General features: G+C 59.2%; 22 protein-coding genes. 5 read left to right on the top strand and 17 right to left on the bottom strand.

Annotated features, from left to right (window positions below; genetic code table 11):
• Positions 1–39: 39 nt before the first annotated feature.
• A complete protein-coding gene (locus tag HMPREF9081_RS01860) occupies positions 40–2,262 on the top strand; it encodes a TonB-dependent receptor domain-containing protein (RefSeq protein ID WP_006305219.1) in 2,223 nt (740 codons plus the stop codon).
• A 137-nt stretch (positions 2,263–2,399) separates the two neighbouring features.
• Here the strand turns inward: HMPREF9081_RS01860 and HMPREF9081_RS14295 are convergent, their stop codons facing one another.
• The 3 genes from HMPREF9081_RS14295 to HMPREF9081_RS01850 all read right to left on the bottom strand — a co-directional run bounded on the left by HMPREF9081_RS14295 (position 2,400) and on the right by HMPREF9081_RS01850 (position 5,550).
• Positions 2,400–2,549: a secretion protein HlyD gene (locus HMPREF9081_RS14295; protein ID WP_245529839.1), complete on the bottom strand. Its 150-nt coding sequence runs from the start codon at positions 2,547–2,549 to the stop codon at positions 2,400–2,402.
• A gap of 31 nt (positions 2,550–2,580) precedes the next feature.
• Positions 2,581–3,333: a phosphatase gene (locus HMPREF9081_RS01855; RefSeq protein ID WP_006305217.1), complete on the bottom strand. Its 753-nt coding sequence runs from the start codon at positions 3,331–3,333 to the stop codon at positions 2,581–2,583.
• Positions 3,334–3,576: 243 nt separating this feature from the next.
• Entirely contained in the window at positions 3,577–5,550 is a 1,974-nt protein-coding gene (locus tag HMPREF9081_RS01850) for a methyl-accepting chemotaxis protein (RefSeq protein WP_006305216.1), read from the bottom strand.
• A 247-nt stretch (positions 5,551–5,797) separates the two neighbouring features.
• On the opposite strand from HMPREF9081_RS01850, the gene HMPREF9081_RS01845 reads away from it, so the two are divergent.
• Both HMPREF9081_RS01845 and panF read left to right on the top strand, forming a co-directional pair.
• Positions 5,798–6,061, top strand: a complete 264-nt coding sequence (locus HMPREF9081_RS01845; RefSeq protein WP_006305215.1) for a DUF997 family protein — start codon at positions 5,798–5,800, stop codon at positions 6,059–6,061.
• The gene (gene panF / locus HMPREF9081_RS01840; RefSeq protein ID WP_006305214.1) at positions 6,058–7,506 is read left to right on the top strand and encodes a sodium/pantothenate symporter; all 1,449 of its coding nucleotides are present in this window, start codon (positions 6,058–6,060) and stop codon (positions 7,504–7,506) included. Before HMPREF9081_RS01845 ends, panF begins: the two co-directional genes overlap by 4 nt.
• 326 nt (positions 7,507–7,832) lie before the next feature.
• Here panF and HMPREF9081_RS01835 read toward each other — a convergent pair whose 3' ends face one another.
• The 10 genes from HMPREF9081_RS01835 to HMPREF9081_RS01790 form a co-directional block, all read right to left on the bottom strand.
• Complete coding sequence (locus HMPREF9081_RS01835; RefSeq protein WP_006305213.1) at positions 7,833–9,137, bottom strand: glutathionylspermidine synthase family protein; 1,305 nt, start codon at positions 9,135–9,137, stop codon at positions 7,833–7,835.
• 2 nt (positions 9,138–9,139) lie between these two features.
• The gene (locus tag HMPREF9081_RS01830) at positions 9,140–9,703 is read right to left on the bottom strand and encodes a hypothetical protein (protein ID WP_006305212.1); all 564 of its coding nucleotides are present in this window, start codon (positions 9,701–9,703) and stop codon (positions 9,140–9,142) included.
• 113 nt (positions 9,704–9,816) lie between these two features.
• Positions 9,817–10,248, bottom strand: a complete 432-nt coding sequence (locus HMPREF9081_RS01825; protein ID WP_006305211.1) for a DUF350 domain-containing protein — start codon at positions 10,246–10,248, stop codon at positions 9,817–9,819.
• A 10-nt stretch (positions 10,249–10,258) separates the two neighbouring features.
• Positions 10,259–11,233 carry a DUF4178 domain-containing protein gene (locus HMPREF9081_RS01820; protein ID WP_006305210.1) on the bottom strand — a complete coding sequence of 325 codons (975 nt, stop codon included), beginning with the start codon at positions 11,231–11,233 and terminating at the stop codon, positions 10,259–10,261.
• 60 nt (positions 11,234–11,293) lie between these two features.
• Positions 11,294–12,259 (bottom strand): hypothetical protein, encoded by a 966-nt coding sequence (locus HMPREF9081_RS01815; RefSeq protein ID WP_040394246.1) that lies wholly within the window; start codon positions 12,257–12,259, stop codon positions 11,294–11,296.
• A 189-nt stretch (positions 12,260–12,448) separates the two neighbouring features.
• Entirely contained in the window at positions 12,449–13,306 is an 858-nt protein-coding gene (locus HMPREF9081_RS01810; protein WP_006305208.1) for an Rpn family recombination-promoting nuclease/putative transposase, read from the bottom strand.
• 101 nt (positions 13,307–13,407) lie between these two features.
• Positions 13,408–13,719, bottom strand: a complete 312-nt coding sequence (locus tag HMPREF9081_RS01805) for an AzlD domain-containing protein (RefSeq protein ID WP_006305207.1) — start codon at positions 13,717–13,719, stop codon at positions 13,408–13,410.
• Positions 13,712–14,452, bottom strand: coding sequence for an AzlC family ABC transporter permease (locus HMPREF9081_RS01800; RefSeq protein WP_006305206.1), 741 nt, complete (start codon positions 14,450–14,452; stop codon positions 13,712–13,714). The genes HMPREF9081_RS01805 and HMPREF9081_RS01800 overlap by 8 nt, the downstream gene beginning before the upstream one ends.
• A 142-nt stretch (positions 14,453–14,594) precedes the next feature.
• Positions 14,595–15,119 (bottom strand): hypothetical protein, encoded by a 525-nt coding sequence (locus HMPREF9081_RS01795; RefSeq protein ID WP_006305205.1) that lies wholly within the window; start codon positions 15,117–15,119, stop codon positions 14,595–14,597.
• 142 nt (positions 15,120–15,261) lie between these two features.
• On the bottom strand, positions 15,262–17,901 hold the full coding sequence (locus HMPREF9081_RS01790) for a heavy metal translocating P-type ATPase (RefSeq protein WP_006305204.1): 2,640 nt from the start codon (positions 17,899–17,901) through the stop codon (positions 15,262–15,264).
• Between the two features lie 315 nt (positions 17,902–18,216).
• On the opposite strand from HMPREF9081_RS01790, the gene HMPREF9081_RS01785 reads away from it, so the two are divergent.
• Complete coding sequence (locus tag HMPREF9081_RS01785; protein ID WP_006305203.1) at positions 18,217–18,651, top strand: flavodoxin; 435 nt, start codon at positions 18,217–18,219, stop codon at positions 18,649–18,651.
• A gap of 74 nt (positions 18,652–18,725) precedes the next feature.
• Here HMPREF9081_RS01785 and HMPREF9081_RS01780 read toward each other — a convergent pair whose 3' ends face one another.
• Positions 18,726–19,001: a GNAT family N-acetyltransferase gene (locus tag HMPREF9081_RS01780; protein ID WP_040394243.1), complete on the bottom strand. Its 276-nt coding sequence runs from the start codon at positions 18,999–19,001 to the stop codon at positions 18,726–18,728.
• A gap of 31 nt (positions 19,002–19,032) precedes the next feature.
• Here HMPREF9081_RS01780 and HMPREF9081_RS01775 point away from each other — a divergent pair, with 31 nt between their 5' ends.
• On the top strand, positions 19,033–20,781 hold the full coding sequence (locus HMPREF9081_RS01775; RefSeq protein ID WP_006305201.1) for a malolactic enzyme: 1,749 nt from the start codon (positions 19,033–19,035) through the stop codon (positions 20,779–20,781).
• A gap of 71 nt (positions 20,782–20,852) precedes the next feature.
• On the opposite strand, the gene HMPREF9081_RS01770 is transcribed toward HMPREF9081_RS01775, so the two are convergent.
• The 3 genes from HMPREF9081_RS01770 to HMPREF9081_RS01765 all read right to left on the bottom strand — a co-directional run.
• Positions 20,853–21,395, bottom strand: a complete 543-nt coding sequence (locus HMPREF9081_RS01770; RefSeq protein ID WP_006305200.1) for an alpha/beta hydrolase fold domain-containing protein — start codon at positions 21,393–21,395, stop codon at positions 20,853–20,855.
• The gene (locus tag HMPREF9081_RS14700; protein ID WP_006305199.1) at positions 21,382–21,852 is read right to left on the bottom strand and encodes an alpha/beta hydrolase fold domain-containing protein; all 471 of its coding nucleotides are present in this window, start codon (positions 21,850–21,852) and stop codon (positions 21,382–21,384) included. The genes HMPREF9081_RS01770 and HMPREF9081_RS14700 overlap by 14 nt, the downstream gene beginning before the upstream one ends.
• Positions 21,853–22,028: 176 nt before the next feature.
• The coding region (locus HMPREF9081_RS01765) for a hypothetical protein (protein WP_006305198.1) at positions 22,029–23,063 on the bottom strand (1,035 nt) is incomplete at its 5' end.

Genomic DNA, 23,063 nt, shown 5'->3' with positions numbered 1-23,063 from the left:
CGAAGGTGTTGTTTGCTTTATGGATGAGGAGGAACGATCATGCGATTGAGAGAGAAACGAGCGCTTGCGGCGGCTGTCGCATTCACACTTTCCGGATGGACGGGGGCTGCCTGTGCCGCCGATGTGCCGGCGGCGGATGTTGCGGCGCAGACGTACAAGACGGATGCAGTCGTCGTGACGGCGTCCGGCTTCGAGGAGGATCCGCGCTATGCGCCCGCAAGCATTACGGTCATCCAGTCGGATGAGATCATGCAGCGCGGCTATACGGATCTCAGGCAGGTGCTCGATACGATTGAGGGCGTTGATACGTTTGGTGCGACGGGGCGCTTTGACACGCCTGCGGTCTCGATTCGCGGCATGAGCGATGCCCACACGCTCATCCTCGTGGACGGCGTGGCGCAGTCGGGGCCGGGGATTGCGGGCGGTATGATGCGCAGCTTTAACCAGCTCGCGAATACGAGTCTCCCTGCGCCGAGTCAGATCGAGCGCATCGAGGTGGTGCGCGGTCCGATGTCGACGCTCTACGGTTCGGATGCGATGGGCGGCGTCATCAATATCATCACGAAGAAGGTGACGGACGAGTTCCACGGGTCGGTTTCGGTGGGCAGTCTCTTTGAGACGACAGAGAATAAGTCGAATACGATGAAGTATTCGTTCAATGTCGCAGGTCCCATCACGAAGGAGAAGGTCGGTCTGCAACTGCGCGGCAGCTACTTAAAGCGTGGCGCGTCGGCGTTCGGCATCGACAAGGAGAAGCGCGACTACGACAACTGGAATCTCGGGACGCGTCTGACCTATACGCCCGCTGCGGGGCAGAGCTACTATCTCGACATCGACCGTGGACAGAATATGCGCGATGGTGATTTTGCACAGCGTGGGCAGATGCCGGCACCCATTCCGAATGCGTTCGTACGAACGAATCTCCTCGGCGATCTGTCACAGCGCTTTGACCGCACGAAGATTGTGCTCGGTGCAGAGAACAAGGTCGGAAGGGATGGGACATGGACGAATACGCTGTCCTTCCTGCGCAACGAGATGCACTTCGATGCGAATCTGGCAGGCACGGCAAATCCCTCCCCGATCCCGCACATCTTTATTCCGATCAAATCAACGATCCGCAACCGTGTCAAAAATGATTTCGTTACCTACGATACGAAGTATGTCGCGGATCTCAGCGATGCACATACATTGACCGTGGGCGGACGCTGGCAGCGGGAGAGCGTGGACTATCATCTGATGCGCCGGCTACAGCCGACCTCTCTTTCGATGCTGCCGCCCCCGATGCAGATGATGTTCCGCAATCTGATGCAACGGCGCAGCTCGAACGACAACGGCAGCCTCTCGCGCACGAGTTGGGCGCTCTACGGTGAGGATACGTGGGCGCTCTCGAAGAAGCTGGTCTTCACCTACGGGCTGCGCTACGAACATCCCGAGGACTACGACGACAATCTCAGCCCGCGCGGCTATCTGATCTACATGCCGGACCGTCATTTCACGGTGAAGGGCGGCATCGCGACGGGCTACAAGGCGCCGACGATGCTCCAGTCTGCGCCCGTCGATGTCCATCTCAATATCACGGGCGAGGTCTATCGTGGGAATACGGGGCTGACACCGGAGAAATCGACGACGCAGGAACTTGGGCTTTACTATCGGAGTGGCCACGGAACGGATGCACATCTGACGTTCTTCCACACGGATTTTAAGAACAAGATCGATCTCAGCGACGCTGTGAATGTCGCAGGCGTCGGCGCCGTGCGTACCTATGAGAATGTCGGCAGGGCGCGCATTCACGGCGTGGAGCTCGGGACGAAGTTCACGCTCGCTCCGAAACTCTCGGCGGGGCTGAACTGGACGTTCCTCACGAGCCGGATCAAGAGTGGAAAGAATGTGGGACAGCCACTGCGCTCGACGCCGAAGCAGGCGGTCAATCTGCGGCTCGACTGGACGCCGGCGGAGGCGACCGATGTCTGGATGACGGCGCAGTACCGCAGCGGGATGTACCGCTCAAAGCAGGCGGCGGGGCTCGCCTCGACGTATCGCCCGTTCACGGTTGTCAATATGGGCGTGACACATAAGCTGCGCGATGGACTCAGTGTGCAGTTCGCCGTGAACAATCTGCTGAATCGCAATTTCGATCGCACGACGGCGGTCGGCTCTGCGAACTACAACGTCTACTATGACGATCTCGATGCCGACGGCATCGCGGGCGGCTCCTATATGGCGCGTCGCAGCTACTGGCTCGGGCTGACGTATGAGTTTTGACAAAGAATCTAAAAAGGGACTGCCCTACGAAGCTTTTTAGCCTCGTAGGGCACCCTTGTCATTATGTCAGCGGTATCGCTACAAGCGCCCCTTCCACCGCTTGCGCGGTCCCCCTCCCCCGTGCCGCACGGGGGAGGCTAGGGAAGCACTGATAAATTCAGCCGCGCCGTCTTAGCACATCTTTTTCGCCCTGTCTTTGTCGACAAATCCTCCACATAGCTTTTGCTATGCGTCCGGTTTGTCTCCTTGACAGGACAAAAAATCTGTACCAATTCGACGGACTTCATTTTATCAGCGATTCCCTAGGATTATGGCATTTCAGGAAGAATAAGGAAGACCGTGCACGCCGTTCCGCGCATGGCGCTCCGCAATCCATGCCTTGAGGCGTGCGGGATCGCTGTTCAGCACAAGCTCTGCGGGGAAGTTGATCTCATCGAGGATGGCGTGCGTATGACAGTGTTCGCCCACGTCGATGTCGATGTGGGCGTCGCTGCCGATGATAATGTGTGCACCGTGGCGGCGGCATGCGGCGAGGAGATCCCGTGCGAGGAGCTCCGAGCCCTTGCGGGGGCCATTCGGGTTATGTGAGGAATTGTTCGCCTCGATGAGGACGTGATGCTCGGCGGCGGCGCGTGCGAGGGCATCGAAGTCAATCGGATAGCCGGGGTTGTCGGGGTGACCGATGATGACGACGTAGGGATTCGCCATGGCACCGATGAGGGCACGCGTGTTTTCCTCCTGCGTGCCGGGAGTGATGACGAGATCGTGCAGGCTCGCGATGGCGTAGTGCATCTTTTGGAGAATGCGCTCGGACAGGTCGACGCTGCCCTCGTAGTCCATGACGTTCAGCTCCGCGCCCATGATAATGTCGATGCCGTAGGCAGCAGGACGGATGACCTTGAAGTTGCAGAAGTACATTTCGTGGAAGGTGCCGGGCAGGGCAGGTGCGTGATCGGAGATGCCGAGGAGTGCGAGCCCCTTTGCCTTTGCCGCAGTCGCCATCTCGTGGATGGTGCTGTAGGCGTGCATGCTGGCGATGCTGTGCGTGTGGATGTCGATGATGTCGGTCATGAAAATTCCTTTCTAAAAATGGGGCTGTTGCACGAGCGCCCCTATCGGCTCGCTGCGCTCGCCACTTCCCCCGCTCTGGCGGGGGAAGCTAAGATACCATAATCCTAGCCTCCCCCGCCAGAGCGGGGGAGGGGGACCGCGTAAGCGGTGGAAGGGGCGCTTGTAGCGATACTGCTGACATAACGACAAGGGCTGTTGCACGAAGTTTTCCAGCTTCGTGCAACAGCCCCGTTCCGTATGCGCTTAGAGTTTGAACTTGTTCGTGGTGTTCTGTAGGTCGGTCGCGAGCATGGCGAGCGACTGGGAGGCGGAGGCGATCTCTTCGCTCGATGCGGACTGTGACTGGGACGAGGAGGAGATGTTCTGCATGTGATCGGCAGTCTTCTCCGTGATCTCATTGACCATGGTCGCGGACTGAACGATCAGTTCCGTTCCCTTTGTGACGGTCTGCATGGAGCTGTTGATGTCTGCTATCTGCTCCTTGATCTCCTCGACCATGTGCATGATGCTCTCGAACTGCGTGCCGACCTCGTGAATGGCGGTCGCGCCCTCCTGCACCTCGGTGGTGCCGTTCTGCATGGCGGTGACTGCCTGTACCGTGTCGTGCTGAACGCTCGCGATGCGCTCCTTGATCTGGTCGGCTGCCTCACGCGACTGCTCGGCGAGCTTTCGGACCTCCTCGGCGACGACGGCAAAGCCGCGTCCCGTCTCGCCCGCGCGTGCCGCCTCAATGGCGGCGTTGAGGGCGAGGAGGTTCGTCTGCTCGGCGATGGCGGAGATGGTCTCGACGATCTCACCGATTTGCTTGGAGCTTTCGCCTAGTTTCTGGACGACCTCGGCGGAGCGCAGTACGCTTTGCTCGATGCCTGTCATCTTCTGCATGGCTTCGTTCATGAGGCTTTCGCCCTTCGCAGCGGCATCTGCCGTGCGGATGGAGCCGTCGGCAACACGTCCCGCCTTGTCTGTGACGCTCTCGATGTCGCCGCAGACGATGCCGATGTTTTTCTTTGCGCCTGCAATGCTCTCAAGCTGTTTTTCCGTTCCGTCGGCGACGTTTGCAACGGTGCCCGCAATCTCGGTGGCGGACTCTGCCATCTGATGCGCGCCCGCCGTCAGCTGCTCGGAGGCGGCGGCGAGCTGCTCCGCCGTGCCCGCAACCTGACGGATGACATCGCGGATGCTCTTCATCATGGTGTTGAAGTTCGCTGCGAGCTGTCCAAGCTCATCCTGCGATGTGACGGGGAGGTCGGAGAGGTTCAGCTCGCCCTTTGCCAGCGCACCGACATGGTGCATGAGTCGTTCGGTCGCTCCCGTGATGGCTACGGCGAAGCGCAGGAGGGCGATGATGATGCCTGCAACGAGCAGGATGCCGAGAACGGTCAGCACCCCGTACGTCACCTTCAGCCCTACGAGCTGTGCGAATGCGACGCTCTCAGGCACTGCAATGGCAATGATCCAACCGGTGGAGGGAACGGTCGAGTACGCGATGATCTGCTGCTGACCGTCTTTCTCCATGGCAAAGTAACCGTTTTTGTTTTTCAGCATTTCGGGGAAACGCTCTTTTAGGACAGGATTCTCATCGGTTTTGTGCATCGCCAGTCCCTCGGTGGAGGCGATGATAAGACCGCTCGGGTCGACGATGATCCCCGCGCCCTCACCGTGATATTTCAGCTCTTTGACGCGTGCGTCGAGGATGTCGAGTGTGAGGTCGGAGCAGACCGCACCCCTGAATGTACCGTTCTTCCCATAGTAGGGAACAGCGACGGAGATAACCATCTTCTTAGACACCGCGTCCTGATAGACCTCAGTGAAGATCGGCTTGCCCGCTGCCTTGGCGTCTTTATACCAGTTGCGCCCGCGCGGGTCGATCGCGGAGATGTCACCGTCGTTCCAGCTGATGAAGCGACCGTCCTCGGTACCGTTCGCGAGGTCGAGGACATCCTTGTCATCTGCGGCGAGACTCATCATCTGGCGATCCATCATGACGGGGCTGCCGTCATATGCCTCAAGCAGATTCGCAGCGCTCACCGCCTGCTGCTCTTTCTGAACGAGCCATGTGTTGAGATCCTTTGCCTCGATGTTGAGGAGTGCGTTGATCTCCCCGGAGGTGCTCTCTGTGAGGGCGTCCTGCGCCTTGTAGTAGCCGATTCCGCAGATCGTCACGACAAGCAGCGCCATGAGTGTCCCCATCAGGAGCAGTTTCTGTTTAATACCCAAAATTCTCTCTCCCTTTCATAAATTCTATAGATATTTTCAATTCTATACTGTTTTCGGGAAGGAATCAAGATGTTTTATCGTTATGTATCAAAAATCTCATCGGAGGAACCTCCCCGTATACAGCAAAGATTTTGAACAAAGGATGATTGCGTGCCGCAAAAAGATGTGGTAGGATAGGGCGGTATTTGCAAAGGAGTCGCGGAGAGTCTTGTACCTCCGACGGCGAAAACTCTATAGGAGGTTCATCATGCAGGATGAAAAGAAGGCGGCGGACGCCATCGCCCGTGAGGCGAGGCGTACCGCTGCGGCAGGTGTTCTCTTTGCCGTGCTCTGGACGGCGCTCGGCTTCGGTCTCGCCGAGGTCGATGTGACGGTCGCGGGCTTCCCGCTCTGGGCGATTACGTCCACGGTGGGCGTACTGATCGTGGGTGCGGTGCTCGCCGTGTACCTCGCGTGCACGGCAGAGGACGTTCCTCTCGATGATCGGCACGGAGAGGGGGCGGCGCGATGAGCGGCAATCTCATGGTGCTCCTGCCGCTCCTCGCCTTTATGGCGGCAATGCTCGCACTCGGGATCTATGTGCGGCGGCAGAGTCACGCGGGCGGATTCCTCGCGGGCTATTTCGTCGGCGGGCAGACGCTCGGCGCATTTGTGCTCGCGATGACAATGGTCGCCACCTACAGCTCCGTCAGTTCGTTCGTCGGCGGTCCCGGGATGGCGTACGAGATTGGCTTCGGCTGGATCTACATGGCGGTCATCCAGACGATGACGATTTTTCTCGTGCTCGGCATCTTCGGCAAGAGGGTCGCGCGGCTCGCACGCCGCATCCACGCCGTCACGATCGTCGACATCATCCGTCACCGTTATCAATCGGATGCGCTCGCAGCGCTCGCGGCGTTTGTGATTGTGCTCTTCTTTGCCGCGTCGATGGTCGCACAGTTTGTCGGTGGGGCGCAGCTCTTCGCTGCGGTCACGGGCTACCGCTATGAGCTGGGGCTGGTGCTCTTTGGAATCGTGGTTGTTGTCTATACGTCGATCGGCGGATTCCGCGCCGTTGCACTGACGGATACCTGCTGCGCGATTGTGATGATGCTCGGCATTGTCCTGCTCTTCTACTATGTGCTCGAGGCGGGCGGCGGACTCGCGGCGATTCTCGCGAATCTGCGCGCCGCACATCCCGAGATGCTGACGCCGACGGCGGCGGGACGGATGCCCGTCTCGCTCTACATCTCACAGTGGCTGCTCGTGGGTGCGCTCACGATCGCGCTGCCGCAGTCCGTTGTGCGTGGCATCAGCTACCGGAGCAGCCGCGATATGCACCGCGCCATGATCATCGGGACGGTCGTCATTGCCTTTATGAACATCGCCGTGAACCTCGTCGGCGTGCTCGGGCGCGGTGTGCTCGGCGTCGATGCAAAGGCGCTCGGCGGGGTGGATGCGGTCATTCCTCAGCTGATGGCACGCGTCATGCCGCCCGAACTCTTGGGTCTCGCGATCATCGGACCGCTCGCGGCGTCGATCTCGACGATCTCCGGCGTCCTCATCGTCGCCTCGTCGGCGGTGGTCAAGGATGTCTATCTCCATCATCAGCAGAAGCGCGGCAGGTTCGTCGAGGAAAAAACACTGCGCCGTCTCTCGATGGGCGTGACCGCCGCGCTGGGGATCGTCGTATTCGTGCTCGCCGTCGCGCCGCCGTCCCTCATCTGGCTCATCAATATGTTCGCGTTCGGGGGGCTTGAGACGGCGTTCTTCTGGGTGCTTGTCTTCGGACTCTTTACGACGTGGGCGCGCAGGACAGGCGCACTCGCTGCAATGGGCGGCGGCACCGTCATCTACTGCGCGGCGATGGTAGCGGGATTTAAGCCCCTCGGGCTGCATCCGATCGCCGTCGGGATCACTGTTTCGCTTTTGTGCTTCCTCGCGGGGTGCTGGTGGGAGCGGCGCAGAGAGACTTGACAAGATTTTTCGCTGCGGGTATAATAAAGACACAAAAGGGTGACTGACGAGTGGGTACGTCGGTCTCTCCCTAAAGTTTTTGTACTTGAAGAAGGAGCCGACGTGAACCGCGGACGGTTCTTTTTTCTGCCTATAATTGAAGCAGATTGAAAATGATGCTGGTTAGGAGTGTCAACACTGCAACCAGAAGCGACAGCTTTTCATAAAGTGTCACATGCATCACCTCCCATGAGGGAGGCCGAACCTCATCAGTCACCTGTTGTTAGTATAGCACAAAGCTTCGAAAGACGGAAGAGACACACGGTCTTTTTCGTCTTTTTGTTTGCCTATGACTCCTCAACAACGAGCGGCAGAAAGTATGCCTCCGTGCCTGCAATCGCGGTGGGGGAGAAGCGTGCGCCGACGGCGGAGGGCTGATCGAAAAGCATAAAGCACGAGAGCGTCAGGCAGCCGTCGATCGTTCCGGAGTCGACCGTGTGGACAAAGCGCGGTGGACGAATGAAGTCCTGATACATTGCCGCGCGGCTTTCGCGACAGATAATCTCATCGACGTTGTCGGGCTGCTTCTCGTGCACCGTGGATGCACGCCCGTCGCGCTTTTCGACCAGACGCACGTTTCTTCCCTCGCGCCCCCAGATCTCCTTGTGGATATATGTACCGTCCGTGAGCGCCGCGAAATCGTCCTCGAAATAGGACGGCACGAGGTAACGCTCCACGAGAGCGCACTCCTCGGAGGTCAGGAACTGCTCTGTCCGCGCAAGCGCATAGACGAGCGCCATAAAGGATTTGTTCTGCAGGAGGATCGCCTCGGGTGGATTCATGAGCGTAAATTTCCCCTCCTTGTATAAATCCAGAAACATCGCCCCGAGCGGTTCCCCCTTCGGGGTGCGCTCGTCAATCAATATCTCCATCGGGTGTAGACGATAGAGTGCAGTCGCATATTCCTCGTCGGCGAGAAGAATGCCGTTTGCATCAATCTCCATCTCATAGAACGAGAGGAAGCGGAGGTCGCCGTGCGGTACGCCTTCTCGCATTCGATTCATGAGGAAGCGCGTATTCGCGAGATCCTCGGGATAGTCGTCAAAGCATGCAAAGACAAAGGGACGATGGCGGAGCGTTCGCCGGTTCAGATCGGCGACGGGAGCGGCGAGGCGATTGTGAATCTGTGCGAGAAAGTCCCGCAGCTGTTCCCCTGCACCTGCATTCGGGTCACGGTAGCCGTGATACGCGGCCGCGATGCCGTTTGCATAGAAGGACTCCACGATAAAACAGGGCGTATCCGCATTGATCTCGACCATGCGGATATGCCCTGTTTCATCGAGTACGAAGTCAAAGCGCGAGAGCCACGTCGGAAGCCCAAATGCATTCGGAATGCGCAGGTAGGGGAGCAGCTCGCGCGGCAGATCCATCGCGCGCGCAAAGTTGTCGGACGCATTTTGGAGGACCGTTGCTGCCTTGCAGAAGATGCGAAACAGCCCTGCCGATGCTGCGCGCAGTTCATCGTAGAACTCCTGCGGAAATGCCTGCACGGTATGTGTTGGGTAGCGGTCGGCATAGTCGCCGTACTGAATGTAGGTGAAGATGGCGGGATCGAGTGCATCGATGTAGGTATCTGTGTGTACGCGTTCCATAGTCACGAGCCTCCCGATGAACGGATGCCCGCCTGACCGAAGCCGGACCTCCGGCTGATCTCGGAGGACTGGGAGCTCTTTCTGTCGTTGTAGCTGCGTCCCGCAAAGGCGTGACCTGCTCCGTGTGAATGCGTGCCCGTGCCGGAGGCGACGTGCTTTTCGGGCAGCGGAGTGAGTGGGGCATTCGCGCGGTAGGTCATGCGTGCAAGATCCATTGTGCCGCCCGCGTAGGAAAAGCCGTGGAACGCGAAGTAGTTCGGCGCGATCGGGGCGAGGAGGCTCGCCGTACCGAACAGCCAGACAAGGTCGCCCGCGCCGTCGTGGCGAAAGGTGACGGCGGTCGCATCGTCATAGAGCGCCGTCTCCGTCCCGTCCCCGTTGTTGAGAAGCGTGTAGCGGCGGTCATAGGCATCCGCGAGCCGCGCCTCGCCCGCGTTCCACTCGGGATGAACAACGTCGGCAATAGAAAATGCAATATCATGACGATAGACATACGCTGCGCCGAGTGCGCCGACCGAGGCAAAGGCAGCAGCGAGAATGGCGGCCTTGCGCCCCATGTTTTCCATGCAGAACCTCCTCTATGCAGCTTCTCCTGTAATCGCTCAAAGCGCCCCCACCACCGCTTGCGCGGTCCCCCTCCCCCGTGGTGACGGGGGAGGCTTTTTCGTGAGCACGCTCATCAATGCACCGCGCCGCTGATGACCAGTGACAGCCCGACGAAGATGCCGAACACAAAGATGCCCGCCGCTGTGTTGCCGCGCTGGATTTCGGCGGCGAGTGCGTATTTGCGGTGCCATGCGTTGATGACGAAGAAGCCGATGATGAAGAAGATGATGCCGACGGCGGCGTAGACGGCACTTGCGATGACGCCCTGCACAAAGTCCGTTGTCAGCGCATCATAGGCGGGGGATATGATGACGGCGCGCAGGATCTCGCCAATCCCGATGAACGAGCCCGCCGAGAGCCACGCGACCGCGCGATTGCCGCGCCGAATCTCCTCCGCGAAGTCGCCGGGGATGAAGAAGTCGATGACAATGTTGGACACGATCATGAGCAGGATGCCGAACGCGGCGTAGAATGCCGTGAGCATGAGTACGGATGGATCAATCATGTGTGTTCTCCTATTTTCCGTCGATGGTCACCCCCGCCCGTCCGCGCGTGTCGCCCGTGCGAACGAGCACAGCGTAGCGGAAGAGGGTATGACTGCGCTGAAGCCGGTCGGCGGCAGGTGCGCGGTCGGGGCTTGCCTGCGTCACGACAATGTGCGCTGTGCCGTCCGCCGCGCTCGTAATGCGTGCGGTCTCCTCCCGGGTTCGAATGATGATCGGATGCTCCGCATCACCGAGCCTTTCGTACGCATCCTCCACCCTGCCGTCCACACCCTCAATGAGATCGAGAGCGACGATGCCTGCATCGACCTGCGCCGTGTAAACCAGAGTGCCGGCCTCCTCCTGCTGCTCCGTGTGGTAGGGGGCATCACTGAGGCGTTCGTGCATGACATAGGGGAGATTCACGAAATCGCGGAACGCGTGCCAGTAGTCCCGCATGTCGAAGTCGGGAGCGACGGATAGGAGCAGGATGACGCAGGCTCCGGCAAGACCTGCAACCGGCTCGATGAGGGAGTTGCGCAGCCTCGATCGCCGATATATCGCCCGTACCTTCTGCCGCGTACTCGTATCCGTGTCCGTGTCCGCGATGATTGTAGAAGCGGAGATCTTTCCTCCCTGCGAACTGCTGCGACTGCCATTCCAATACTCGACAAAGAAGGTGTTCCTGCCGTCCGCACTCTCGTATTGCTCATATCTCGTCTCATCGCCGACCGCCACATCCGTATCGCCCCAGACCCCTGTTACAACCTCCGTGCCGCTGTCATGGAGACGGTAGCCCTTCGGCACATTGTTTCCCGCAGGGGAGGAGATGATGCATGAGCGTCCATCGTCTGTGATGCTCAGCCAGATGTGTGCATTGGTGTCATTCGTGATAAGCTTATACTCTGTCCATACATCATCCGATGTTTTCTCCTTGTATCGGATCTTTTCCACAATGGTACATGGTTTCGTTCCGATTTTGATGCCGGTCCAACAGTCAAAATCCACGGCATCACCTCCTATCGGAAAATTTTAATGGTGCGGTCAAGTGGTGGTGCGCGGACTCTCCTACTGCACCACCCCCGCCCGTCCGCGCGTGTCGCCCGTGCGGACGAGTTCGGCGTAGCGGATGAGCGTATGACTTCGTCGAAGTTGGTCGGCGGCGGGGGCGCGGTCGGGGCTTGCTCCCGTCACAACGATGTACGCCGTGCCGTCCGCCGCGCTCGTAATGCGTGCGGTCTCCGTCTGCGTGCGAATCACAATCGGATGCTCCGCATCGCCGAGATCCTCGTACGCGTCCTTCACCCTGCCGTCCATGCCCTCGATGAGATCCAGAGCGGCGATGCCTGCATCGACCTGCGCCGTGTAAACCCGTGCGCCGCCCTCCTCGCGCTGTTCCGTGTAGTAGGGCGCATCGCTGAGGCGTTCGTGCATGGCATAGGGAGTCCCGACAAAACGGCGGAAATCGTGCCAGTCGCGCGCACTGAGATTCGGAATGACATCCGTGAGCATGATGAAGCTCATCGCGATGAGGAAAACAATGGCAACGCTCGAGACTGCCTCATAGAAGCTGCTCTTCAGGTAGTAGCAAACGGCATTGCGGCGCGGGGAGGAAGCCAGTACATCGAGGTGGATGCCTGTGGCGGAGATTTTATGTCCTGCCGACGCAGTTTTGTTTCCCCAATTATTCTCGACAAAGAACGTCTCCGTCCCGTCTGCGCTCTTGTACTGCTCGTATCGCGAGATATCGCCAATCGCGGCACGCGTATCGCCCCAGCTGCCCGTGACCACCTGCTTGCCCGCATCGTGCAGACGGTAGCCCTTCGGTGGTTTGGTCTCCTCCACCGTGACGGAAAGGCTGCATGAAAGCCCGCCGTCCGCAATCGTCAGCCAGATGCGGTCCTTGCTGCCCTGTGTAATTAGCCCGTACTCCGTCCATACATCGTCCGAAGTCTTTTCCTTATAGCGAATTTTCTCCGCAATGAGGTAGGGCTTTCCCTCGATATTGAGACCTGTCCAACAGTCGAACTCCATGTGCCCACCTCCTTTTACGGTTCCTGAAGGAATCGCTGATAAAATGAAGTCCTGCAGATTGGCGTAGATTTTTGTCCTGTCAAGGAGACAAACCGGACGCATAGCTGCCCGCTATGTGGAGGATCGCGGGCGAAAAGCGGGCAAAAAAGATGCGCCAAGATGATGGCGCTGAATTTATCAGTGCTTCCTTTACAACGCACCCTTGTAGTGCTGTCGTTCTGATGGTGGGATCTCAAGCAGATCCATTGCCTGCTCCGCAGATATCTTCAGCTTCGTGATCAACCGATGAATGTTTTCAAGCTGTGCCTCGATACGCCCTTCTTCACGCCCTTTTTCACGTCCTTCTTCACGTCCTTCTTCACGCCCTTCCTTTGCAGCGTAAAAACGCTCCTCTGCAATCTTATCTGCCAAAAACATATACCCCACCTTCCCTCTTTCTTCTATTTTGATTCGATGGATTTCCTCATCAATTTCCTGCACGAGGCTATCCTCGCTGACCACACCATTGACATAGTTCAGAAACGCGCGAACCGAGTCATCCACATCATCGCGTGTCCCTTTCGTATTCAGAAAAATACGCGTTGCGCCATCGTCCAGTTCCAGGGTTCGATCCTCTATGCACAAATTCCGAAATGTATAGATGTGTCGTCCTGCGCCAAATGGGTCAAACGGACAGATGAAAATGATAAAGGTCCGATTCAGCATGCCGTAACTCGCTCCTGCGGCAAGCAGATCGGTATCCAATATGGCTTGGTAATACCGTGTCCTTTTACTCAGCCCGTCTCCCTCAAGGCGGCGCATCTGCATCTCGATGTTATAGACCGTTTCCTTGTTGTCTTTTACATAGACATCCAGACGAACGCCTTTGTTCTGATAGGCTGGAATAATTGATTTTTCCGTCTCGACATACGACAGGCTCTCAATTTCGATGTGAAGAATTCGCTCAAGCATCTGTTTGCAGATACGTTTACGGCTCATGATGAGCTTGAACATATAGTCATCACGGATCGTCAATTCTTCCCACGGCTTGATTCGATAGATCCCCATACGCTCACCTCTTTGCCTCTATTTTACGAATTTTTGTGGAAAAGTGCAAGGGAATCGCTGATAAAATGAAGTCCTGCAGATTGGCGTAGATTTTTCGTCGGTCACAGCGAAAACACAATCCCCTCGACGATCAGCACCATGATGGAGGCGCCCGCCGCACAGCGGAAGAGGCTCGCTCCATTCCACGCGAGAAAGATGGCAAAGACGAATGCCGCCGCGCCTGCGATCGGCGTGCGCGTTGCCTCCACAATCGCGGGGAAGGTCATGACGGCGAGTGTCACATAGGGGACGTAGAAGAGGAAGGAACGCACGAATCTGTTTTTGATCGGACGCCGCAGGAGAAGCGCGGGTGTGAGGCGAATCGCGATCGTCACCGCGCTCATGACGGCGATGTAGAGCCATATATTACGCATCGTTTTCCTCCTGCTGCTCATGTACGGGAAAGAGCGCAGCACCGACACCCGCGATGAGGAGGGTGAGGAGGATGGTGCGCGTGCCGCCCGAGAGCTGCCCCGTCACGGGCGCATATGTCGCCGCGAGTGAGAGGACGAAGCTCAGGATGACCATACCTGCAATCGGGCGGCTCTTTTTCGCAGGCGGCAGGATCACCCAGACGAACATCCCGTAGAGCGCGACCGAGAGTGCGGAGACGGCGGCTGCGGGGAGAATGCCGCCCGCAAGAATGCCCGCCGACGTGCCCGCCGACCATGCGGGCACAGAGATTGCCATCGCGCCATAGTTGTAGTAGGGACTCACGGCGCCGCCGCGCGCGACCGTGATGCCGAAGATCTCATCCGTCACGCCGAAGCTTACGGCAAGCCGATGCACGAGCGGTGTCTCAGGAGAGAAGCGCTGTGTGAGTGCTGCCGCCATGAGGAAGTAGCGCGCATTTGCGACGAGCGTCAGTACGGCGATCTCGAGATAGGGCGCCTGTGCTGCGATCACGGTGAAGCCTGCGTACTCGCCTGCCGAGGCGATGTTGACCGCGCTTGTCACAAATCCCTGCCACGCCGAGAGACCTGCCGTCTTGGCGAGAATCCCGAGCGTGAATGCCACTACGAAATAGCCGAGCGCAATCGGCACGCCGTCATGCACACCCTCCATGAACACGGTGCGCCGCGTCATTTCGATCCGTTCCTCCATCATACAAACCACCTCACAAATTGATTTACTTATTCTAGGATAAATCTGTCATTTTGTAAATCAAATATGTGCGGTATACTTTGCAGCAGCCCATACAAAAACTCCCATGTGGATGTTCAACATGGGAGCATTGGTGTCGGACCGATCAGTTCGGCGAGGCGGAGAGCACGACGGTGCTGTTCGTGCCATCCAGAACCGTGCGCGATGTAATCATGCGCTGTGCGGCAGAGCAGTAGATGCTGTCGGTAAAGGCGTTGTCCTCCTGCACACTCTCCATAGCAATGATCGCATCGATTTCGGACTCACTCATGTCGCATGCGATGTAGGTCGCTACACTCAGACTTGAGACATCGTAGACTGCGTCCTCGCTGTCCTCGTTGAACGTGATGTTCAGATAGGAAATGTTCTCTCCGTCTGTATGCAGCTGCACAATGGTGCCGTTTTGCGTGCGTGACGTATAGACATCGTGACCTGCAAGACGGGACGCACCCGCATCATACGTCGGGGCACGCATAAAGGTCGGTTTTTCCAAAAATGTATTGACAAACTCTACATATTCGGCAGGGCTTACGTTGTCAATGAGTGGCATCGTGGCAAATGCCTGCGCTGTGCGTCCGCCGCAGAGGGCGAGGAGCATGGCACAGATGAGGGGGAGGAGAAGTTTTTTCATCGGAGACACACCTTTCTCTATTCTTTCAAAAAATTATTATCATTTGTTATATTCGACGCATCGAGAGATTTTCCTGTTTTTGCCGCAAATAAACGGTCATGCAGGAGCATTCCCGCATGACCGTTTTCCTATGTTCGGAGTCTCAGCCCAGTTCGTAGCCCGCATCATCGAGGACGGCGGCGAGCTCATTGTTTGGAATCTCGCGCGCGGCGCTGAACTTCGCCGTGCCCGCTTCGAGGTCGACGACGACATCCGTGACGCCGTCCATGCCGGAGAGTGCCTTTGTGACGTGCTTGACGCAGTGCGGGCAGGTCATGCCCTTGACGTGAATGGTCTTTTCCATGGTGATATCTTCCTTTCCCTGTGCGGCGGCAGTATCTGCCGCCTGTTCATCCGCGGCAGGTGCCGCTGTATCATCCATCGCTGCTGCGATGGGAGTGATCGTTGCTTCGTGCTGCGTGCGCTCCGTCTCTGCCGCCGGCTCGTGCGCGATGGCAAAGAAGCGCAGACGCAGGGCGTTCAGCACGACGCAGACGCTCGACAGGCTCATCGCCGCTGCCCCGATCATCGGCGAGAGCTTGATGCCAAGTGCCGGATAGAGCGCGCCTGCCGCGAGCGGAATGCCGATGACGTTGTAGAAGAACGCCCAGAAGAGGTTCTCTTTGATGTTGGTCATGACGCTGCGCGAGAGGCGAATGGCACTCACGGCGTCGAGGAGGTCGCTGCGCACGAGCACGGCATCCGCGCTGTCGATTGCGACATCCGTGCCCGCGCCGATGGCGATGCCGAGATCCGCCTGTACGAGCGCGGGCGCATCGTTTACGCCGTCGCCGATCATCGCGACGCGATGCCCCTCGCCCTGCAGACGCTCCACATGGGCGCGCTTGTCGGCGGGGAGGACGCCCGCGATGACCTCCGTGATGCCGAGCCGTGCGGCAATCGTCCGTGCCGTGCGTTCGTCGTCGCCCGTGAGCATGACGGGGGTCAGCCCCATGCGCTTCATCTGCGCAACGGCCGTCGCGCTCGTTGGTTTCTCTGCGTCGCGTACGCCGAGGAGCCCGACGATGCGCCCCGCGCGTACGATGGCGAGCGCTGTTTCGCCGCGCTCTGCCATCGCGGCAAGTGCCGCCGCCACAGCATCGGGGAGGGGAATGCCCAGCTCAGCAAGCAGAGCCGCATTGCCCGCCGCCGCATCCGCACCCGCCACACGTGCGCGCACGCCCTTGCCGAAGACCGCCGCAAAATCCGCGGCGGTGGGAGCGTTCAGCCCCCGTTCCGCAGCATAGTCCGTGATCGCGGCGGCAATGGGGTGCTCGCTGCCCTGTTCAAGCGCCGCCGCAAGTGCGACGAGCTCGTCGGCAGGCATCCCGATGGGGTGGATGCTCACGAGATGCGGGCGTCCCTCGGTGAGCGTGCCCGTCTTGTCCATGAGGACGGTATCAATGTTTCCGGCGGTTTCAAGCGCCTCGCCCGACTTGATGAGAATGCCGTGCGCCGCACCGCGCCCCGTGCCGACCATGATCGCGACAGGCGTGGCGAGGCCCAGCGCACAGGGGCAGGAGATGACGAGAATGGAGATCGTGATGGAAAACGCGAACTCCACGCTCGCGCCCATCAGCAGCCAAACGCCGCCCGCCGTGAGCGCGAGCGCGATCACCACGGGGACAAAGACCGCCGACACGCGGTCGGCAAGGCGCGCGATGGGCGCTTTCGATCCGCTCGCATCATCCACAAGACGGATGAGCTGACGGATCGTCGTGTCCTCACCGATGCGCGTCGCCGTGAAACGGATCGTGCCCTCGACATTCAGCGTGCCCGAGGTCACGCGATCCCCCGTTGTTTTTGCAATCGGCATGGACTCGCCCGTCACGGCGGACTCGTCCACGCTCGTTGCACCCTCCGTGACCGTGCCGTCCACGGGGATGCGTGCGCCCGGGCGCACGATGACAGTATCGCCGAGCGCGAGGTTTGCCACGGGGACGGTCGCCTCGACGCCGCTGCGCAGCACCGTTGCCTCGTCGGGCGCGAGCTGCATCAGTGCCTTGAGTGCGCCTGTCGTCTGTCCCTTTGCACGCGCCTCAAGATATTTGCCGACCGTGATGAGGGTCACGATCATGCCTGCCGACTCGAAGTAGAGGTTCGTACTGTACTCCGCTGCGAGTGCGAGATCGCCGTGCCCCAGCCCCCAGCTCATGCGGAACATCGCGAACACGCCGAAGAGCGCGGATGCCATCGAGCCGATGCCCACGAGCGAGTCCATATTCGGCGCGCCGTGCAGGAGATTGCGGAATCCGTTGACATAGTACGCGCGGTTGAGGTACATAATGGGGAGGATGAGCACGAACTGTGCGAGTGCAAACGTCAGCGCATTCTCTGCGCCCCAGAACACCGCTTTGAATCCCTCTGCGTAGGGGATGCCCCACATTGCAAGCATCGGGCTCATCGCAATATACATCGTCGGCAGGAGGAAGAAAATGGAGAGGACGAGGCGCGTGCGCATCGCGCGAATTGCCTTCTCTGCCGCGTCCATACCCGTCGCCTCTGCGGGGGCGGCAGACGCGCCCGCAGCGCCCTTGACACTCGCGCCGTAGCCCGCATCCTCAACGGCGGCGATGATGGCGGCGGGGCTTGTCACCGCCGCATCGTAGGCGAGCGTCATGGTATTCGTGAGGAGATTGACGGACACATCCGCCGTCCCCTCCATCTTTTTTACGGTGCGCTCCACGCGCGCCGAACACGCCGAGCAGGTCATGCCCGTGACGTTGAATGTTTCTTTTTGCATGGAGATTCCTTTTATCGTCAGAAAACGCCGTTCCTCACAAGCGCCCTGATCGCCTTGCAAGCGCGGCACGTCCTCCGCCGTGGCAGGTAAGATACCGTAAACTCAAAGCCTCCCCCGTCGGTACGGGGGGAGGGGGACTGCGCAAGCGGTGGAAGGGGCGCTTTGTGTAATCTTATAGAAGCCTTTGCGTTACAGTATAGCACTCCTGTCAAGCACAAACAATAATGAGAAAAATTTTCAAAATAGATTGCATCGAAATCTGATAAATGTTATCATCAGGGAAACGAAACGAATCATCCAAGGGAGGATTTTCAGATGGCAAAGATTGCAGTGGTATTTTGGAGCGGATCGGGCAACACCGAGGCAATGGCAAATGCAGTCGTCGCGGGCGTAAAAAAGGGCGGCGCGGACGTCGAACTCATCCGCGTCGGCGACTTCTCGGCGGATCGGATCGCGGACTACGACGGCATCCTGATGGGCTGCCCCGCCTGCGGCACGGAGGAGCTCGATGACGGCGAGTTCGAGCCGTTCTTCGCCGAGGCGGAGAGCCAGCTGAAGGACGTGAAGGTCGGTCTGTTCGGCTCGTACGGCTGGGGCGGTGGTGCGTTCATGGAAACGTGGACACAGCGCACGAAGGACGCCGGTGCGGTGATGGTCGCGGACGGCGTGACCTGTGAGAGCGAGCCGGACGACGACGCGCTCGCTGCGTGCACCGCACTCGGTGAGACAATGGCAAAGGCGGTCGGGTGAGAAAAGGGATGTATGGAAAAGGGGCTGTTGTACGAAAGACAACTTCGTACAGCAGCCCTTTCGCATGCCTCTGCTCAGTCCGCGAGCACGTCTGCGTACGCTTCCTTTCTGCGCATCATCTTCTCGGCGTAGGAGCAGACAGGGACGATCTTTGCCTCGCTGCTGCGTGCCGCCTCAATGAGCGCCTCGATTAGTTTGCGTGCGATCCCCTGACCGCCGTAGGCGGGATCGACCTCCGTATGGGTGATGACCCAGCGTCCGTCCTGCACGTCGAACTCCGCGACCCCGATGCGTTTCTCTCCATCATACGCCGCACTGCGGCAGTGCTCGGCTTCGTATCGAATCTGCATGGTGATTCCTCCTTTGCCCGTATTGTAACGCATGAGGAATGTGCCTGTCCAGTATGCGGCAGCAGATTATAAATTGTGTACAGCAGGAAATCGGAGGGCTTTTCTCGAATACCGAATGCAAGAGTGTTTCACTGACGAAAAGGAGGAAATTATGGACAAGAAAGGGTATGCTCTGTTGAGCGATCCGTTTCAAAACAAGGGGACGGCGTTCCGTGCTGACGAGCGCGCACAGTTTGGACTTACGGGCCTCCTGCCGTCGCATGTTGACACGATTGCGGAGCAGGCGCAGCGCATCTATCAGCAGATGGAGCGCAAGAGCTCGGGGCTCGAGAAGCGCCGCTTCCTGATGGACGTGTTCAACCGCAACCGCCGCCTGTTCTACTATGTGTTTCGTCAGCATATCGCAGAGCTCATGCCGATTGTCTACGATCCCGTGATCGCCGAGAGCATTGAGCAGTACAGCGAGCAGTTTATCAACCCGCAGGAGACGGCATATCTCTCGATTGATCACCCGGAGGCGGTCGAGACGATGCTGCGGCAGGCGGCGGGCGACCGGGAGATCCGTCTCATCGTTGCAACGGACGCAGAGGGCATTCTCGGCATCGGCGACTGGGGGACGAACGGTGCCGATATCGCCGTCGGGAAGCTGATGGTCTATACCGCAGCAGCGGGAATTGACCCCGCGTCGGTGCTGCCGGTCATGCTCGACTGCGGGACGAACCGCGAGAGCCTCCTGCAGGATCCGCTCTACCTCGGCAATCGTCACGAACGCGTGCGGGGCAAGGCATACGACGACTTCATCGATGCCTTTGTGCAGACGGCGGAGCGGCTTTTCCCACGCCTCTATCTCCACTTCGAGGACTTTGGACGGCGGAACGCCGCGCCGATTCTGCGCCGGTACCAGAAGACCTATCCCGTCTTCAACGACGACTGTCAGGGGACGGGCATCATCACGCTCGCAGGACTCCTTGGCGCGATGAAGATCACGGGGCAGAAGCTCACGGAGCAGAGATACATGTGCTTCGGCGCGGGGACGGCGGGCGCGGGCATCACGAGCCGTATTTGCCGCGAGATGGTCGAGCAGGGGCTCAGCGAGGAGGAGGCGCGCGGGCATTTCTACCTCGTGGACAAGCAGGGCCTCCTCTTTGACGACATGGGCGACCTGACGCCGGAGCAAAAGCCATTCGCGCGAAAACGCAGCGAGTTCGACCATGCGGATTCGCTCACGATGCTTACGGCCGCCGTGATGGCGGTAAAGCCGACCATCCTTGTCGGCACGTCGACAATGCCGGGCGCGTTCACGGAGACGATCGTGCGAGCGATGGCATCGTGGTGTGATCGTCCGATCATTTTTCCGCTGAGCAATCCGACGGAGCTTGCCGAGGCGACAGCGGAGGACCTCATTCGCTGGTCGGACGGGCGTGCGTTGGTTGCGACCGGCGTTCCGCGTGATCCGGTCTCCTACCGGGGCACGACCTACGAGATCGGACAGGCGAATAACGCACTCATCTATCCGGGACTCGGACTCGGCAGCATGGCGGTCGACGCGAAGCTCGTGACCGATGAGATGATCTCGGCCGCGGCGCATTCACTCGGCGCATTCCTTACGCCCGAGGCAAAGGGCGCTGCCGTCATTCCGCCCGTTACGCGCCTCATTGAGTTCTCTGCCGCCGTCGCTGTTGCCGTTGCGGAGTGTGCCGTGAAGCAGGGACTGAACCGACGCGCGGTCGCGGATGTAAAGGCCGCTGTGGATGAAATGGTCTGGAAGGCAGAGTATTAACACGGCATTTTGCATATGATAAATCCCCTGCATTCACGATACGAACGCAGGGGGATTTTGCCGTTTACGCCTCAATCCATGTACCTATTTACAAAGTCTGCAATCTCCTGCAGTGACTGGACAGAGTCCTCCAGTTCGGGGAAGAGCAGGGCGAAGTCATGCGGCATGCCGGGATAGACGGTGAGCGTTGCCGTGACGCCGTCCGCAGCCGCCTTTTGCTCGAGCTCCTCGTTCTCCGTCAGGAAGAGTTCGTTGCCGCCGGTCTGGATGAGGATCGGCGGGAGCCCGCTGAGATCGGCGTAGATCGGCGAGAGACGCGGGTCGCTGCGCGGAAAGGCTCCGCCAGAGTAGTCGCCCGTCTGTACGGGACCGTAGAGCGGCGTGCCGATGCCGAGCACCTGGTCCGCCGCTGCCTTCGTCGTGCGCGATGTGCCCGCGCGGTGTTCCATTGTCGTCCACGGGGAGGCGAGCGCAATCACGCCCGGCTGTGCAATGCCGTGGTCCTTTAAATAGAGTGCGAGGCCCAGCGCGAGATTGCCGCCTGCAGAATCTCCGACGAGGATGATGTTCTCTGCCGTTATCCCGCGCGCAAGAATGCCCTCATATGCATGCACGGCATCTTCGAGCGCCGCGGGATAGAGGTGGGGGGGGCGCCGTGCGGTAGTCCACGCAGTAGATGTCGCCCGCGTTCATCAGGACTGCCTGACGAACGGCGAGGCTGCGGTGCATGTCGGTGAGTGCCATGATGTAGCCGCCGCCGTGCAGCTGGAGCAGCACGCGGTCAGAGCGCTTCTCCGCGGGTGTGATGCGGTCGACCGTGACGCCGTTGATGCGCTCATGTGCGATCGTCCAGCCGTCCGGCAGCTCGAATGCAGGAGGAGCTGCGTCCGGCGCGGGATGGAAGAATGCCTGCATCTTCTCCGTGATGTATGCCTGCTTCACCTCGCCCGTGAGGATAAGACCGTGCGCGGGCTGCTCGTACGCTGCAGTGAGTGCTGCCTGCGGAGCCCATGTGAGGACGGATGCAAGAACGGCGGCCGCAAGGATCTTCCGAATGGAACGGATCTTCATTGCTTCATCTCCTTTTCTCAGAAGCGGGTGACGATGAATATGCAGCGTATTCTGTGACTGCTTCTCTGTTAGTATACATGATGAGGCGGGAGCGAGGTCAAGGGGCTGCCGCAGTCCTACGCAAAAAAATACCGCCGGTTTTCCGGCGGTATTCGGTTCGTGGAGAGAGGGAGAAATCAGAAGAAGAACTCGACGCGGGCGAAGCCCTTCTTGATGCCGGTCTTGCCCTCGGGCTCGGCAGAGAAAATCTCTTTGCCGTGGAAGTAGATGAGCGAGCCGACGACGTTCTTGAGGACAGTGTACTGACCGCCGATTTCCCAGCCCTTCGTGTTCCACATCGCACCGTCGAAGGTCGGGGCGATCGTGCCCATGCCGCCAATGTAGCGATAGGCGGCGTAGATACCGAACGAACCGGGATCCGACTCGTCCGCTCCCTTGTAGCCAAGTTCGATGTTGTACGACTTCATGTGCTCTTTTTTGATCTCGGCGCTTTCGTGGCTGTTCGTCTTCCAGTAGCCGCCCGAGAGATAGACCGTCTGCACGGGACGGTAGGTGATGCCGGCACCGTAGTAATTCAGCGGATCCTTTACCCCCATCATGCCCGTCAGGAGCTTGTTGTTGCCGAGCCGCAGGTAATCCACCCCGAGGTGGAACCGCTCCGAGGGATCCCAGTTCAGCGTGATCCCCTGCATGTTTGCCGCCGTTCCGCCGGTGTAGAGCCCCGCCTCTTTCGCCTCGGTGATCTCGTCCCCCCATGCAGAGCCTTCAAGGTTATAGCGACCGGCGTAAATCGTTGCCGAGACCGGCTTTTCTGCACCGAGCATCAGGGATGCGCCCGACATGTTATCATCAAAGAGCACGCCCTGCTCCGTGAAGACCGGGAATTTACCAAGTCGAATCGTGGTCGAGCCGTATTTGCCCTCCGCCCACGCACGCTTGAGTTTGACCGTGCCGTTATTTCCCGCGTCGGACTTCAGATTCGTCTTCGCGTCGAGGCGTGCCTTGACCGACCAGTGGTCGTTCACCTCGGCGGTCGGATTGAGGCGGAAGAGCAGCTCGTTGTTCGTTTGACGCTGCCCCACATATTTGCCGACGAATTCGCCGCCGACACGCTCATAGGTGTAGCGCAGCTCGCCGTTCCACTTCACCATATCCGCGTGCTTTTCGAGGTTCGCGACGCGCACGCCAAGATTGTTCAGCTCGTCAGCAAA

The sequence above is a fragment of the Centipeda periodontii DSM 2778 genome, assembly GCF_000213975.1.
Taxonomy (GTDB): domain Bacteria; phylum Bacillota; class Negativicutes; order Selenomonadales; family Selenomonadaceae; genus Centipeda; species Centipeda periodontii.
This window is presented reverse-complemented; position numbering and strand designations above follow the sequence as displayed.

Bases quoted from the DNA above. Each gene is read 5' to 3' on its own strand.
- HMPREF9081_RS01800 (WP_006305206.1), bottom strand. From the start codon at position 14,452: ATGATGGAGGAACGGATCGAAATGACGCGGCGCACCGTGTTCATGGAG.
- HMPREF9081_RS01810 (WP_006305208.1), bottom strand. From the start codon at position 13,306: ATGGGGATCTATCGAATCAAGCCGTGGGAAGAATTGACGATCCGTGAT.
- HMPREF9081_RS14700 (WP_006305199.1), bottom strand. From the start codon at position 21,852: ATGAAGATCCGTTCCATTCGGAAGATCCTTGCGGCCGCCGTTCTTGCA.
- HMPREF9081_RS01825 (WP_006305211.1), bottom strand. From the start codon at position 10,248: ATGATTGATCCATCCGTACTCATGCTCACGGCATTCTACGCCGCGTTC.
- HMPREF9081_RS01855 (WP_006305217.1), bottom strand. From the start codon at position 3,333: ATGACCGACATCATCGACATCCACACGCACAGCATCGCCAGCATGCAC.
- HMPREF9081_RS01815 (WP_040394246.1), bottom strand. From the start codon at position 12,259: ATGGAGTTCGACTGTTGGACAGGTCTCAATATCGAGGGAAAGCCCTAC.
- HMPREF9081_RS01845 (WP_006305215.1), top strand. From the start codon at position 5,798: ATGCAGGATGAAAAGAAGGCGGCGGACGCCATCGCCCGTGAGGCGAGG.
- HMPREF9081_RS01795 (WP_006305205.1), bottom strand. From the start codon at position 15,119: ATGAAAAAACTTCTCCTCCCCCTCATCTGTGCCATGCTCCTCGCCCTC.
- HMPREF9081_RS01785 (WP_006305203.1), top strand. From the start codon at position 18,217: ATGGCAAAGATTGCAGTGGTATTTTGGAGCGGATCGGGCAACACCGAG.
- HMPREF9081_RS01780 (WP_040394243.1), bottom strand. From the start codon at position 19,001: ATGCAGATTCGATACGAAGCCGAGCACTGCCGCAGTGCGGCGTATGAT.
- panF (WP_006305214.1), top strand. From the start codon at position 6,058: ATGAGCGGCAATCTCATGGTGCTCCTGCCGCTCCTCGCCTTTATGGCG.
- HMPREF9081_RS01790 (WP_006305204.1), bottom strand. From the start codon at position 17,901: ATGCAAAAAGAAACATTCAACGTCACGGGCATGACCTGCTCGGCGTGT.
- HMPREF9081_RS01805 (WP_006305207.1), bottom strand. From the start codon at position 13,719: ATGCGTAATATATGGCTCTACATCGCCGTCATGAGCGCGGTGACGATC.
- HMPREF9081_RS01775 (WP_006305201.1), top strand. From the start codon at position 19,033: ATGAGGAATGTGCCTGTCCAGTATGCGGCAGCAGATTATAAATTGTGT.
- HMPREF9081_RS01835 (WP_006305213.1), bottom strand. From the start codon at position 9,137: ATGGAACGCGTACACACAGATACCTACATCGATGCACTCGATCCCGCC.
- HMPREF9081_RS01830 (WP_006305212.1), bottom strand. From the start codon at position 9,703: ATGGAAAACATGGGGCGCAAGGCCGCCATTCTCGCTGCTGCCTTTGCC.
- HMPREF9081_RS14295 (WP_245529839.1), bottom strand. From the start codon at position 2,549: ATGAAGTCCGTCGAATTGGTACAGATTTTTTGTCCTGTCAAGGAGACA.
- HMPREF9081_RS01860 (WP_006305219.1), top strand. From the start codon at position 40: ATGCGATTGAGAGAGAAACGAGCGCTTGCGGCGGCTGTCGCATTCACA.